Origin of the sequence: Enterococcus sp. AZ128, assembly GCF_051714485.1 — a bacterium.
Classification (GTDB): Bacteria; Bacillota; Bacilli; order Lactobacillales; family Enterococcaceae; genus Enterococcus_A.
The window spans coordinates 1618825-1632568 of sequence record NZ_JBIORZ010000001.1; the positions used below are offsets into that span (position 1 = coordinate 1618825).

Here is a 13744-nt window from a genome sequence, read left to right on the forward strand (position 1 = left end):
TTATTTTGCGCCTTCTAATAAAGCTAAGAATGAATCAGCTTTTAAGCTGGCTCCACCGACTAAAGCACCGTCAACGTTTTCTTTTGCCATGTATTCAGCGATGTTTTCTGGTTTTACTGAACCGCCGTATTGAATACGAACAGCTTCAGAAACTTCTTTGCCGTAGATACCTTCAACTGTTGAACGAACAACGCCACAGATTTCATCAGCGATTTGCGCGTCAGCAGATTTACCAGTACCGATAGCCCAGATTGGTTCATAAGCAATCACCATGCTTGAAACTTGTTCTGAAGAAAGATCAGCTAAACCAGCTTTGATTTGTCCTTCGATCCATTCAGCTGTTTTGCCAGCTTCATAAGTTTCTAAAGACTCGCCGCAGCAAAGAATTGGCAACATACCGTTAGCAAAGATTGCTTTGGCTTTTTTGTTGATTTCTCCGTCTGTTTCGTGGAAATATTCACGGCGTTCTGAATGGCCGATGATTACATAATCCACACCAAGGTCAGCTAAAGCTGCCGGTGAAGTTTCACCAGTGAATGCTCCAGCATTTTCCCAGTAGCAGTTTTGAGCAGAGATTTTTAGTTCAGTGCCTTTTGCTGCTTCAACTAATTCTTGTAAGAATAAAGCAGGTGATCCAATCACTGAATCTACTTTATCGTTTGCAGGAATTTTAGTTTTTACTGCTTCGGCAAAGTCTTTTGCTTCTGAGGCAGTTAAATTCATTTTCCAGTTACCAGCGATAATTGGTTTACGCATTTAAAAAACTCCTTTTAAAATTTTGATTGTCTAGTATTACGAGCTAGCTCTCTTCAACAATAAACGAAAAATTTTAGAAATTTGAGAAGCAATTCATCAAAATTTTAGACTTATTGAAGTGACACACAGCGATTGCCGAAGCAGAGCTGATGTAGAACAGTACCTACTTGGTACTCGAGAGCTTAACGAGCTCAAAGTACTTTTCTGATTATTTGTCGTTGATTGCTGCTAGTCCAGGTAGTTCTTTACCTTCTAGTAATTCAAGACTTGCACCGCCACCAGTTGAAATGTGAGTGAATTTGTCAGCAAAGCCAAGTTGTTCAGCTGCTGCTGCAGAGTCCCCACCTCCGATGATCGTTGTAGCGTCTTTTAAGTTTGCAATTGCTTCACACACACCGATAGTTCCGCGAGCGAAGTTGCTCATTTCGAACACACCCATAGGTCCGTTCCAAACAACTGTTTTCGCACCTTCTAATGTTTGAGCAAACAAAGCAATTGATTCTGGCCCAATGTCAAGACCCATTTGTCCAACAGGAACATCACCAGTATGTTCTTCAGTTGGAACATCATTTGAGAATTCAGCCGCTGTGATTGAGTCAACCGGTAAAACTAATTTATCGCCAGCTGCTTCGATCAATTCTTTTGCTAATTCCACTTTGTCAGCTTCTACTAATGAATTGCCGATTTCCATGCCTTTAGCTTTGTAGAATGTATAAGTCATTCCGCCGCCGATCAAGATTTTGTCAGCTTTAGGAATCAAGTTTTTGATTACGCCGATTTTGTCGGAAACTTTTGCGCCACCTAAGATCGCGATCATAGGACGTTTAGGTTCTTCAACAGCTTCGCCGATGAATTTGATTTCTTTTTCCATCAAGAATCCAGCAACAGTTGGAATTCCAGTAGAAGCGATACCTACGTTTGAAGCGTGAGCACGGTGAGCAGTACCAAATGCGTCATTGACGAATACATCGCCTAGTGAAGCCCAGTATTTACCAAGTTCAGCGTCATTGCCGCTTTCCTTTTTACCGTCGATATCTTCATAACGAGTGTTTTCAAAGACAACCACTTCGCCGTCTTTCATGTCTGCGATTGCTGCTTCTAATTCAGAACCACGAGTTTCAGGTACAAATGTTACCTTTTTACCTAATAATTCGCTTAAGCGTTCAGCTACAGGTTTTAATGACTTGCCTGCCTTGTCTTCTTCTGTTTTCACACGACCTAGGTGAGAGAACAAAATTGCTTTGCCGCCTTGTTCTAAAATGTAGTTGATTGTTGGTAACGCCGCTTTGATACGAGTGTCATCAGTAATCACGCCATCTTTAACAGGAACGTTGAAGTCCACACGAACTAAAACTTTCTTGTCTTTCAAGTCAAGATCTTTAACTGTCATTTTTGCCATGAAAGAAAACCTCCAAATAATTTTTTTAAATCTTTATTATTATACAACTCTTTTCAACAAAAGAGCCAATGATAAACTTACAAAAAAACGGAGAAGCGCGTTGCTTCCCCGCCTTGTTTCAGACAATGTTGCCTTCGTTCAACTTAAATCTTAAAGTTTAGCGAAGTATTCTAAAGTACGAACTAATTGAGCAGTGTATGACATTTCGTTATCATACCAAGCAACAGTTTTAACTAATTGTTGTTCGCCCACTGTCATTACTTTAGTTTGAGTTTCGTCAAATAATGAACCGTAAGTCATACCTACGATATCTGAAGAAACGATTTCGTCAGTATTGTAACCGAATGATTCAGTTTCAGCTGCTTTCATAGCTGCATTTACTTCATCAACAGTAACTTTTTTGTTAAGAACAGTAACTAATTCAGTTAATGAACCAGTAGCAACAGGAACACGTTGAGCAGCTCCGTCTAATTTACCATTCAAGTCAGGAATAACTAAACCGATAGCTTTGGCAGCACCAGTTGAGTTAGGCACGATGTTTGCTGCAGCAGCACGCGCACGACGGAAGTCACCTTTAGGATGAGGTCCATCAAGAGTCATTTGGTCCCCTGTGTAAGCATGGATAGTTGTCATTAATCCTTCAACAACACCAAATTCATCATTTAAAGTTTTAGCCATAGGAGCTAAACAGTTAGTAGTACATGAAGCACCAGAGATAACTGTTTCGTCACCAGTTAAAGTTTCGTGGTTAGTGTTGTAAACGATTGTTGGAACATCGTTACCACCAGGAGCTGAGATAACAACACGTTTAGCACCAGCTGTTAAATGTTTTTCAGCAGCAGATTTTGAAGTGAAGAATCCAGTACATTCTAATACGATATCTACTCCTAGTTCTCCCCAAGGTAATTCTTCAGGGTTGCGGTTAGCAAGAACTTTAACTTCTTTTCCGTTCACGTTGAATGAACCATCATGAACTTCAACAGTTCCGTTAAAGCGACCTTGAGTTGTATCATATTTTAACAAGTGAGCCAACATTTTAGCGTCTGTTAAGTCGTTGATAGCTACAACTTCCAATCCTGCTACATCTTGGATACGGCGGAATGCTAAGCGTCCGATACGTCCAAATCCGTTAATTCCAACTTTTACTGTCATTTAAGATTTCCTCCTTATGGAATCAAAAAATATATTTATTTTAAAGGGGTTGTCCCTTTTAAAATCTCGTTTGCAGCAGCTTCATCGGTGATGAGCCACGTCTGTTTTGGAGCATTTTTCATGTAAGCTGTAATGGCTTTTACTTTGCTTTTACCACCAGCGACTGCGAGAACCGTTGACATCTTTTGAATATCTTCTAAAGATAATCCAATACGCGGCACTTTATGAACGATTTCTCCATTCTCGTCAAAAAAGTAACCAAATGATTCTGCAACAGCATTTTTTTGTTTTAGACGAACAATCTCATCTTCCGACATTTTCCGTCTAGCCGCCATATGCACGGCTCGACCAATACTGTGAACAACACAGTTAGCCTCTTTAATCATCGCCAAGACACTTCTGATCGAAGGTTCTTTCAGCAGTGTATGATACGCTTCTTCACTTAATTGTTCCGGTACATATAATGCGCGATGCTCGCCATGAGCATTTGCTGCCATCAACGCACTCACTGAGTTTGCTTGGATTGACACTGATTCACCAATCCCACCTCTAGCTGGAACAAAGAGATTGTGCCGTTTTGCTGTTTCTAACGGGCTCACATGTCTGGCAACTTCGGCCATCGTCGTTCCACCCATTACTGCAATAATATTTCGGCCATCTGGTAATTGACGCTGTAATGCTTCATCAACTAGTTCCCCAAATTCACCAATCACTTTTTCCTGTTCATCGCTATTACCAGAAACAATCAAACAACGTTCAATTTTAAAAAATGAAGCAAGTTGCTTTTCTAACTGATCCATGCCAGTGAACTGTTCCATCAATAGTTCCAGATGTTGCAACAGCCCTTCACCTTTTTCAGTTAACAACATACCGCTCTTTGTCGCATCAATCAAACGCTGGTCCCTAAGATAATCTGTCTCGCTCCGTAAAACACGTTCAGTAAGACCCAATGAATCAGCCAAGTTTCTCCGACCGATAGGCTGCATCCAAAAAATATTCTGCATAATGCGATATCTTTTTTTTACGACCTCTAATACATCAGGGGCGACTGCTTCAAGCACTCTTAATTCACTTAACAAAGGAATTCCTCCGTTGGACTTAAGTAGTCCCTCATAGACTTTTAGCGACCCATGAATTCTAAAAAAATATAAGAAAATCAAATTACTCTTTTGGAATTTGTTGATTTCTTACATGACAAAGTGTAACAGTTTTATACCTTCTACGCAAGGAAAAAGCCAAGTTTTTTTACTTGGCCTAATCAAAACGTTTTCTTTTCGATGAGCTGGGAATATTTAGTGCATCTCGATACTTTGCAACCGTCCGGCGAGATATTTTCTGTTCCTTTTCTGCGAGCAATTCAACAATCTTTTGGTCGGATAATGGTTTACGTTTATCTTCTTGCTCAACAAATGAAGCAATCATTTGTTTGACTTCGTCAGCAGACGTATCTTCGTCATTCACTTTGTTTACGAAAAAGCTTCGTAATTCAAAGACCCCAAAATCAGTCTCGATATATTTACCATTCACCGCGCGACTAATCGTTGACTCGTGAACCTCCAATTGTTTCGCAACATCTTTCAACATTAATGGTTTTAATGCCCCCTGCTTTTCTTCAAAAAAATGTGCCTGATGTTGAGCGATGATCTTTCCAACTTCAAGAATCGTATCTTTTCGTTGGCCTAGCGTTTTATTCAACCACTCGAACTGCTGGAGCTTTTCCTTTAAATAAATTTTTGTTTCTTCATCAGCCTGTTGTTTCAAACGATTAAAATAATTTTCTTGAAAGTTTAGCCGCAGTTGTCCACGCTTATTCGATAGAACGACTAATTGACCTTCTCTTCTTACCAATGTCAGATCTGGAATAATGAAATTTGAGTCTTGACCTCCAAAACTTGCTCCTGGAAAGGGGTTTAGTGTTCGAATATAGTCAAGAATCTGCTGAACTTGCACCAAGCTGATTTGATAAGACTTTGCTATTTGTTCAAATTTTCTTTTAGCAATCGCATCAAAGGATTCTTCTAATAGAAGATACGCCAACTCTGGTGCATAATCATCCTGTTCAGTTTGCAGCATCAAACACTCCTGTAAATTTCTAGCAGCTACACCAGGTGGATCTAATTGTTGCAGCAGTGTTAAGGCATCAAGATATTGAATATCTGTGGCGTTTAATTCCTGTTTGATCTCTTCTTCGTCAACCTTCAAGTAGCCATTCACATCAATATACTCAACTAGTACTAACATAATTTCACGAATTAAAGTATCTCGATAATTCAAGTGAATTTGATTGATCAAATGTTCAAATAAAGAAACTGGATGATCGGCAATCTGGATGAACGACTCTTCCTTAACTGCTCCACTATGCATTTGCATCAAGTCACTTTGGATTTTTGGTGCGACTACTTCAAACAGTGGATTTTCTAAAGAGACCGTTTCAACATAATCTTGCAACTCTTCAGTGTTAAATTGTAAAATTTGAATGGCTTGCTGCAATTCCTGTGTCATCGCCAATTTTTGGGTTTGTTGTTGCTTTTGCGAATACCCTTGTTGAAACTTCATAGACTTTCCCCTTGTTTTTTTAAAATTATATGCTAAACTAATAATCGTGCTTGCGCCCTTAGTGTAGTGGATATCACGTAAGATTCCGGTTCTTGAGACGGGGGTTCGATTCCCTCAGGGCGCGTACTTTTGCGACACTTCTCTTTTTTGAGGAGTGTCGTTTCTTTTTTCAATTGAATTAGTACCACTCCGTAAAACCCATTATACTTTTTTAATGGATACTTATCAATTTTCATTCAACTAATGCCTCTTGCCAAATGAATATACGAAATAGTACTCTATTTATTTAAGATTATTCTCCTACTTAGTTGAGCATTTTCTTGATCGTTTAAAGCAATCATTTCATGTCATTCGTTATAGTAGATATAGGCCTCATTGGCCAGAAAAAAAGAAAAGAGTAGATCAATTGATCTACTCTTCTTCTCCATCTTCTTCTTCAAATTCATCATCGTCATCATCGATTACACTTAGATCATCTTCGATTCCGCCTGGGACAACCTCTTCGTCGTCTTCATTCGCATCAGCACCGATTTCTTGTAAATCAGAGTTGTATGCTGCGATTTCGTCATCATCATCGTCGTCATCGTCGTCGATTTCATCTTCTTCATCGTCAGCTAACAGATCCGTATCTTCAGGATCGTCATCGTTATAGTCAATTGCGTCTTCATCACCATTAATAAAAGCATTGACTTTCTTACGTTTTTTACGACGTGGTTTGTCTTCTTCTTCATCTTCTAAGCCATGGTTTACTTCTTCATCAATTGAATCAATTGCATACCATGAACGTAATCCCCAGCGATTATCTCCTAGAGAAATAAAACTTCCATCAATATTCAAATCGGTATAAAATTGTGCTAATGCATCACGAATCTCACTGTCTGATTTGCCAAGATAGTTTTGGATTTGATTGACTAGATCCGAAAAATCCATTACATCTGCGCGTTCTTCCAGAATTGCGTGTGCCACTTCAATCATTGATAATTCATCTTTGTTCAAACCATCAAAAATACTAAGTTCCAAGTATGACACGTCCTTTCAAAGTCTACTCCTTATCATACAAAATCAAAGACTAAAAAGCAAACCTTTCTTATACTTAAGTAGTAAATTCCAGTACCAAATGATAATCACCGACTTTTTCTTCCTTCATATAAAGCGCATAATCAATGTTGATAATACCTGAAAATGGACGATCCTTTAAACTCACATGTAAATTTTTTGCATAGGTCGAGATCATAAAGGTGCCAAAAGGAGTTTTGTAGTTTGTTTCCATTTTTTCGCGATATGCAAAACGCATCCTCATTCGCCCTTCACCAGAACGAATCAATTGTACTTGTGAGTCTGGTGTTACTTTTACAGTAACTGGAAATTCTTGTCCATCAGGTTGTACTTCTTTGTAACGAATGTACAGGGTATCTCCCATCTTGACTACTTGACCAGGGAGATCAAATACGAAGTCTTCTGTCTCATTGTTTTGAGTGACCTTCGTTTGAACTTTTATTTTTGCGGGAATGCCTTCTTTTATATTCACAGAGCTTCCACTCCTTCCACTATTTATTTTTGTCGGTTTTGCTTTTTTTGTCAACTACTTCTTCTTTTTAAGTGGCTTAATTACTTGCTTTCCGTATTTTTGTTTATAATAGAAAGAGAAAACAAGGAACGAGAGGAAGATTAGATGGAAAAGGCATTACTTTTTGATCAAGGTATGCTCCCAGAACAGGATTTATTCAATCCCTTTGCTTTGACTGATGTGCTGACAGAATTCAGCGGAGATCGAAATCAACGTATTATTCATTTTTGGCAACTGCCGCAAACTTTAATCTTAGGAATGAAAGATAGCCGTGTCAACTATTTCAATGAAGCATTAAAAACCATTAAAAAGAAAAACTATCATTTACTATTACGTAACGCTGGAGGCTTAGGAGTAGTCAATGATTCCGGAATATTAAATGTTTCTTTGATTCTTCCTAAGGATACGATTTCCACCTTATCAATTTATGATGGGTACGAAGCAATGGTAGACTGGCTAGAGCACACCAGTTTTGGCAAGTTGGGATTACAAATTGGTGAAGTTCGTGATTCATATTGTCCAGGAAAGTATGACCTTTCTATTAATGGAAAGAAAATTGCTGGTATTGCCCAACGACGAGTCAAAGATGGTGTAGCAATCATGATGTACCTTAGTGTCAACGGTGACCAAAATTTTCGTGGTGAGCTTGTTCGTTCCTATTATCAAAGTGGATTGCAGGAAAAGTTTGGAAACGAGTATCCCGCAGTTAATCCAACAAGTATGACAACACTGAACGACACAGCTCCAGTAAATGTAACAGTTGACTCGGTAAAAAAAGAACTGCTGCAGGTGATGTCTCACAATGATCAAACAAGTTTTCTACCAAACTTCTATCAATTAAAAGAATACCAACGCCGCATTGAAAATATGCAGCAACGAAACTTGATTATTCAGGAGGTTCTCAATGACTTATAAATATCAAATGCTTCCACTAGAAAAAGTTTTTCGTGATCCCGTTCATAACTACATTCACGTCCAACATCAGGTGATCCTTGATCTGATTAATTCTAAGGAAGTTCAACGCTTGCGACGAATAAAGCAGTTGGGAACGACCTCTTACACCTTTCATGGGGCAGAACACAGTCGTTTCTCCCATTCTTTAGGTGTTTATGATATCACTCGTCGAATTTGTGATATTTTCCAACGGAACTATTCTAACGAGAAATACGGGAAAGATGGCTGGGACGACTCTCATCGCTTAGTCGCATTATGTGCGGCATTGTTGCATGATATTGGACATGGTCCTTATTCTCATACATTTGAACACATCTTTCACACTGATCACGAGGCCCTAACCGTAGCTATCATCACTTCACCAGAAACAGAAGTATTCCAAATCTTGAATAATGTTGAAGAAGGTTTTCCCGAAAAAGTTGCCAGCGTGATTACTAAAACTTATGAAAATCCACAAGTTGTCCAAATGATTTCAAGCCAAATTGATGCCGATCGAATGGATTACTTATTACGAGATGCTTACTACACGGGGACCGAATACGGTACTTTTGATTTAACCAGAATTTTACGAGTTATTCGCCCTTATGAAGGAGGAATCGCTTTTTCGATGAATGGAATGCATGCGGTAGAAGACTATATCGTCAGCCGTTATCAAATGTATGTTCAAGTTTATTTTCATCCAGTTTCTCGAGCGATGGAAGTGTTATTAGAGCATTTGTTAGATCGTGCACACGAATTGTATCAAGAGGATGCGGAAATCTTTTCTTTCCATTCGCAATTCTTGATTCCTTTTTTGAATCAAGAATTTTCATTAGAGGATTATCTGAAACTAGATGATGGTGTATTAAATACCTATTTTGCTCAATGGATGGATGAACAGGATTTGATTTTGAGTGACTTAGCTTATCGTTTTTTAAATAGAAAGCCCTTGAAATCTATAACTATCGATTCTAGTGAGAACCCATTATTAATTGAAATGAAAGCATTAGTTGAGAAAGCTGGTTTTAACCCTCGTTACTATACTGCTATCAATTCCAGCTATGACCTGCCATATGATCTTTACCATCCAGAAAAAGGTAGCCATCGAACTCAGATCGAATTAATGCAAAAAGATGGCACGTTAATCGAATTATCAAAGGCCAGTCAATTAGTGTCAGCACTGACTGGTCAAGGACAAGGTGATGTTCGTTTTTATTATCCAAAAGAAATGACACAACAAGATAGTAAAAACTCCGACCTGTTCGATGACTATTATCAAGCATTCGCTAAACATATTAGAAATGGCTCTCTAGTAGAATAAAAAAAAGAACACTTTCGCTCAGAAAGTGTTCTTTTTTAACCATTCTTCTACGGCCCATTTGTGACTGCCGCGTTTTAATAACTCAATCGCTTTTTTTGGCGATTCCCAGCTGCTGTTATTTCCTTCCTCCAGAGGTTCAGAAACTTGTACCCAACTTTTGGTGGAATAAAAATAACCCGGATTGTAGAAATAGGTCGTCCGATGACGTGAATAAAAGTATTCATCAGCTTGTCCTAAGTAATCAGCTAAAACTACTTCAAAGCCTAATTCTTCTAGCATTTCACGTTCGATGGCCTCTTCTTTCGTTTCATTCCCCTCGATTTCTCCTCCAGGTAAAAAAAATGCACCATTAGGAGCTTGTACAAGTGCAATTTCCTCTTCATCATTCACTAAAATCGCGTAAGCTGCATAGCGCGCTTGATAATTCTTTTCAGCTTCCTTTACGCCAAACACTGGGATCATTGATGCCCTCCTGCTAAAAGTATTTACTTGTTAGTTTACATTAAAAAAAACTCATAAACAACCGCTGAGCATAAATACTGGCAAATTGAATTTTTATGTTATCATGAAATTAATAATTATTAGGAGGATATCTATTTATGAAAATGGCACATACTTGTGTTCGGGTAAAAGATTTGGAAGCATCTGTAAAATTTTATCAAGAAGCATTCGGCTTTGTTGAGTCTCGCCGCCGTGATTTCCCAGATTCAAAATTCACTTTAGTTTATTTAACTTTACCAGGTGATGATTATGAATTGGAGCTTACCTATAATTACGATCATGCAGCATACGATTTAGGTGACGGCTATGGCCACATCGCGATTCGCTCTGAAGATATTGAAAAACTTCATGGCGAACAAAAAGCTAAAGGGTTTAACGTAACTGATATGAAGGGGTTACCAGGTACTGACCCTTCTTACTATTTCATCACGGATCCTGATGGCTACAAAATAGAAGTTATTCGCTAAAAAAGATATGAGCCTGCTCTATACGGAGTTGGCTTATTTTTTTGTTTTAAATTTTAATTAAAATAGAAAGTACCCAAAGGAACAAAGCAACCTCAGTAATCAATAATCCACTATTAAACAAATCATCGGAAGGATAACGCATTTCTTCTGAATCACAAACCGAACCTGCGGCTATCATTAGCCAATCATGACACTTTCTTCTGGTAACTTATAGTGTCCACCATTAGTTTTCATTAAGCGCATTGTCAAGGAGAAGCCAACTGTCAAAATACCGACCCTACCGATATACATTAAACCAATAATCAAAAGTTTCCCCATAAGACTCAAGCTTGGAGTTAATCCCATCGTCAATCCAACCGTTCCGAATGCAGAAAACGTTTCAAACAACAGGTATTCTATTCCACGATATTGCGGCAATATTTCAGTAACAGACATCAACATGGTTACAGCAATACATAAACTCAAAGTGATAAAAAACAACGTGAGGGCACGGGAAACTACCGAAGGACGAATCGTGCGTCGAAAAACCTCCGCATGTTCCCTTCCCTTCAACATTGAAATTGTTTGAATCAATAGAACACCAAAAGTCGTCGTCTTCAATCCGCCTGCCGTAGAACCGGGGGTTCCTCCAATGAACATTAAAACGATTGTGAACAGAATTCCCGCTTGACTGACATTTCCATAATCCACAGAAAAATACCCAGCTGTACGAGCAGTTACTGACATGAAAAACATATTAGCAAAACGATCGATCGCCGAAGAGTCTTCTGTGATAGAGTACCCTCCTGATTCTGAAACATAAAAGACCAGTGTTCCAATAATCAATAGACTTGTTGAAACAGTAAGAGCCAACTTACTATGCAAACTAAGTTTTTTCGTCCTACGAAAATTCATTAAATCTTGCCAAACAATAAAACCTAATCCTCCTGCAATAATCAATCCCGAAATAACCAGCAACACATAAGCATTATCTTTAAACCCTATCAAACTATCACCAAACAAATCAAATCCTGCATTGCAAAAAGCAGAGATAGAATGAAAAATCGAATACCACAAACCTTTTGCAACACCATATGTCGGGATAAAATCAAAGGCTAATAAAATCGCACCTAATAACTGAAATCCCATTGCGAAACGAAATATATAAAACATGAGTTTCATCACTCCAGATAAACTATCCAAATTTAACGATTCTTGTAAAATTATTCTGGTTAATAGACCTACTCTTTTCTTCATCAACGCGAAAAAAATAAACGGCATCATCATAAAGCCAAGTCCGCCAATTTCGATCAAAGATAAAATAATCAGTTGTCCCCCCATATTCCAATGCTCGTTAGTTGTAAGAGTCGTTAATCCTGTCACACAAGTAGCTGATGTTGCCGTAAACAATGTATCGATAAAGGGAGTCCCTTTCCCAGACTGGGAAAATACCGGCAATGTCAGCAATAAGCTGCCAATTAAAATAATTCCTCCAAAGCCTAACGCAATAAATTGAATAGGGTATATTTTAAATGGCCAGCGTTTTTCTTTGTTCATAAAGTCCTACCTTCAAAAAAAGGTACTACTTTCTCAAGTAGTACCCCAGACTGTAGACAAAGTCCACTTTATGGATGCTGTCTACAGTCTTTTCTTTTATAATAGATTTATGAAACCGAATACAAGGAGTGGTATTTATGATGTCTAAAAAAAATACGAACGGCAGAAATCAATTCGCGATGCTCACGATTGATGACCTGGTCCCTCAAGACCACCTCGTTCGAAAGATTGACGCCTCGCTTGATTTTGAATTTATTTATCCAATCGTCGAAGCCACTTACTCCGATTTAGGTAGGCCAAGTATTGATCCGGTGATTCTGATCAAATTAGTGTTTATCCAATATTTATTCGGCATCCGTTCCATGCGACAAACCATCAAGGAAGTCGACACCAATGTCGCTTATCGCTGGTTTTTAGGTTATTCTTTCGAAGAGAAAATCCCCCATTTTTCAACCTTTGGAAAAAATTACGTACGCCGGTTTAGAGAAACGACACTGTTTGAGGATATTTTTGCTTATATTTTGGAACAAGCAATTAAAGCCGGTTTTGTAACAGAAGATAATTTGTATCTTGATTCGACTCACATCAAAGCCAATGCCAATAAACATAGGTTTACGAAAGAAATGACGCATGATGAAGCGAAAGCCTATCAGGATGAACTAGAAGATGAAATCAATCGCCAACGAATCGAAGCCGGAAAACGCCCTTTTACTTTGGACTTAGAAAAGGAAGTGAAGCTGAAAGAAAGAAAAATAAGTAAGGCTGACCCGGAAAGCGGCTACTACGTCAAAGGCGAACGAGAAAAACAATTTGCTTATTCTGCCCATACCTCATGCGACGACAACGGATTTGTTCTCAGCACAATCGTGACTCCAGGAAATATTCATGACAGTCAAGTCGCGTTTCAACTCGTCAAACAATCGAAGAGACTTTTTCCAGAAATCAAACGAGTGGTTGCGGATGCCGGCTATAAGACACCAAAGTTTGTTCACTTTTTGACTCATTTGAACCTTCGGCCTTGTTTGCCTTATTCAAGGTCCAAAGGGAAAAAGGACCTGTTATTAAAAAATAAGTTTCTCTACGACGAGTATTTTGATTGTTATATTTGTCCGCAGGATCAAATGCTCAATTTTTCAACGGTTACTCGAGAAGGCTACCGAGAATACAAATCTAATCCAAAAGAATGTGTCCACTGTCCTTTACTAAAACAATGTACCAAAAGTAAGAATCATCAACGAGTCATCACAAGACATGTTTGGGGAGCTTTGATGGATGAGATAGAGCATCTTCGTCTGACAGACTTGAATAAAGCCATTTACAGAAAACGAAAAGAAACGATTGAACGAATATTTGCGGATGCAAAAGAAAAGCATGGAATGCGTTGGACCAAGTATCGAGGCTTGGAAAAAGTTGCGACGCATACGATGCTAGTGTTTGCTGCAATGAATTTAAAGAAATTGGCCACTTGGTTATGGAAAGGCAAAGAGCCTTTATTTTTTTGTTCTGAATTTCGTAAGAAATCAGATAAAAAGACGGCCTAAACTCAAATCAAGAGT

General features: G+C 38.5%; 13 protein-coding genes and 1 tRNA gene. 5 read left to right on the top strand and 9 right to left on the bottom strand.

Annotated elements, in window-relative coordinates; genetic code table 11:
• The 5 genes from tpiA to rpoN form a co-directional block, all read right to left on the bottom strand.
• Positions 1–756 (bottom strand): triose-phosphate isomerase, encoded by a 756-nt coding sequence (gene tpiA / locus IGI38_RS07925; RefSeq protein WP_438728596.1) that lies wholly within the window; start codon positions 754–756, stop codon positions 1–3.
• Between the two features lie 208 nt (positions 757–964).
• A complete protein-coding gene (locus tag IGI38_RS07930) occupies positions 965–2155 on the bottom strand; it encodes a phosphoglycerate kinase (RefSeq protein ID WP_438728598.1) in 1191 nt (396 codons plus the stop codon).
• 150 nt (positions 2156–2305) lie between these two features.
• Positions 2306–3307, bottom strand: coding sequence for a type I glyceraldehyde-3-phosphate dehydrogenase (gene gap, locus IGI38_RS07935; protein ID WP_438728600.1), 1002 nt, complete (start codon positions 3305–3307; stop codon positions 2306–2308).
• A gap of 35 nt (positions 3308–3342) precedes the next feature.
• On the bottom strand, positions 3343–4386 hold the full coding sequence (locus IGI38_RS07940; RefSeq protein WP_438728602.1) for a sugar-binding transcriptional regulator: 1044 nt from the start codon (positions 4384–4386) through the stop codon (positions 3343–3345).
• Between the two features lie 175 nt (positions 4387–4561).
• Positions 4562–5863, bottom strand: a complete 1302-nt coding sequence (rpoN, locus tag IGI38_RS07945) for an RNA polymerase factor sigma-54 (RefSeq protein ID WP_438728604.1) — start codon at positions 5861–5863, stop codon at positions 4562–4564.
• A 52-nt stretch (positions 5864–5915) separates the two neighbouring features.
• Here rpoN and IGI38_RS07950 point away from each other — a divergent pair.
• Positions 5916–5987 (top strand) — tRNA-Arg (locus IGI38_RS07950).
• A 287-nt stretch (positions 5988–6274) separates the two neighbouring features.
• Here IGI38_RS07950 and rpoE read toward each other — a convergent pair.
• Both rpoE and IGI38_RS07960 read right to left on the bottom strand, forming a co-directional pair.
• A complete protein-coding gene (gene rpoE / locus IGI38_RS07955; protein ID WP_438728606.1) occupies positions 6275–6883 on the bottom strand; it encodes a DNA-directed RNA polymerase subunit delta in 609 nt (202 codons plus the stop codon).
• Positions 6884–6956: 73 nt separating this feature from the next.
• Entirely contained in the window at positions 6957–7391 is a 435-nt protein-coding gene (locus IGI38_RS07960; protein WP_438728608.1) for a DUF1934 domain-containing protein, read from the bottom strand.
• Positions 7392–7535: 144 nt separating this feature from the next.
• Between IGI38_RS07960 and IGI38_RS07965 the strand changes: the two genes are divergently transcribed.
• Positions 7536–8345: a lipoate--protein ligase family protein gene (locus IGI38_RS07965; protein WP_438728610.1), complete on the top strand. Its 810-nt coding sequence runs from the start codon at positions 7536–7538 to the stop codon at positions 8343–8345.
• On the top strand, positions 8335–9684 hold the full coding sequence (locus IGI38_RS07970; protein ID WP_438728612.1) for an HD domain-containing protein: 1350 nt from the start codon (positions 8335–8337) through the stop codon (positions 9682–9684). The genes IGI38_RS07965 and IGI38_RS07970 overlap by 11 nt, the downstream gene beginning before the upstream one ends.
• 18 nt (positions 9685–9702) lie before the next feature.
• On the opposite strand, the gene IGI38_RS07975 is transcribed toward IGI38_RS07970, so the two are convergent.
• Complete coding sequence (locus IGI38_RS07975; protein ID WP_438728614.1) at positions 9703–10146, bottom strand: NUDIX hydrolase; 444 nt, start codon at positions 10144–10146, stop codon at positions 9703–9705.
• A 137-nt stretch (positions 10147–10283) separates the two neighbouring features.
• On the opposite strand from IGI38_RS07975, the gene gloA reads away from it, so the two are divergent.
• Positions 10284–10652: a lactoylglutathione lyase gene (gene gloA, locus IGI38_RS07980; RefSeq protein ID WP_438728616.1), complete on the top strand. Its 369-nt coding sequence runs from the start codon at positions 10284–10286 to the stop codon at positions 10650–10652.
• A 177-nt stretch (positions 10653–10829) separates the two neighbouring features.
• Here the strand turns inward: gloA and IGI38_RS07985 are convergent, their stop codons facing one another.
• Positions 10830–12188 carry a TrkH family potassium uptake protein gene (locus tag IGI38_RS07985; protein WP_438728618.1) on the bottom strand — a complete coding sequence of 453 codons (1359 nt, stop codon included), beginning with the start codon at positions 12186–12188 and terminating at the stop codon, positions 10830–10832.
• 137 nt (positions 12189–12325) lie between these two features.
• Between IGI38_RS07985 and IGI38_RS07990 the strand changes: the two genes are divergently transcribed.
• Entirely contained in the window at positions 12326–13729 is a 1404-nt protein-coding gene (locus IGI38_RS07990) for an IS1182 family transposase (protein WP_438725998.1), read from the top strand.
• Positions 13730–13744 lie beyond the last annotated feature (15 nt).

Bases quoted from the DNA above. Each gene is read 5' to 3' on its own strand.
- IGI38_RS07985 (WP_438728618.1), bottom strand. From the start codon at position 12,188: ATGAACAAAGAAAAACGCTGGCCATTTAAAATATACCCTATTCAATTT.
- IGI38_RS07975 (WP_438728614.1), bottom strand. From the start codon at position 10,146: ATGATCCCAGTGTTTGGCGTAAAGGAAGCTGAAAAGAATTATCAAGCG.
- gap (WP_438728600.1), bottom strand. From the start codon at position 3,307: ATGACAGTAAAAGTTGGAATTAACGGATTTGGACGTATCGGACGCTTA.
- tpiA (WP_438728596.1), bottom strand. From the start codon at position 756: ATGCGTAAACCAATTATCGCTGGTAACTGGAAAATGAATTTAACTGCC.
- IGI38_RS07990 (WP_438725998.1), top strand. From the start codon at position 12,326: ATGATGTCTAAAAAAAATACGAACGGCAGAAATCAATTCGCGATGCTC.
- IGI38_RS07930 (WP_438728598.1), bottom strand. From the start codon at position 2,155: ATGGCAAAAATGACAGTTAAAGATCTTGACTTGAAAGACAAGAAAGTT.
- gloA (WP_438728616.1), top strand. From the start codon at position 10,284: ATGAAAATGGCACATACTTGTGTTCGGGTAAAAGATTTGGAAGCATCT.
- IGI38_RS07965 (WP_438728610.1), top strand. From the start codon at position 7,536: ATGGAAAAGGCATTACTTTTTGATCAAGGTATGCTCCCAGAACAGGAT.
- rpoN (WP_438728604.1), bottom strand. From the start codon at position 5,863: ATGAAGTTTCAACAAGGGTATTCGCAAAAGCAACAACAAACCCAAAAA.
- IGI38_RS07970 (WP_438728612.1), top strand. From the start codon at position 8,335: ATGACTTATAAATATCAAATGCTTCCACTAGAAAAAGTTTTTCGTGAT.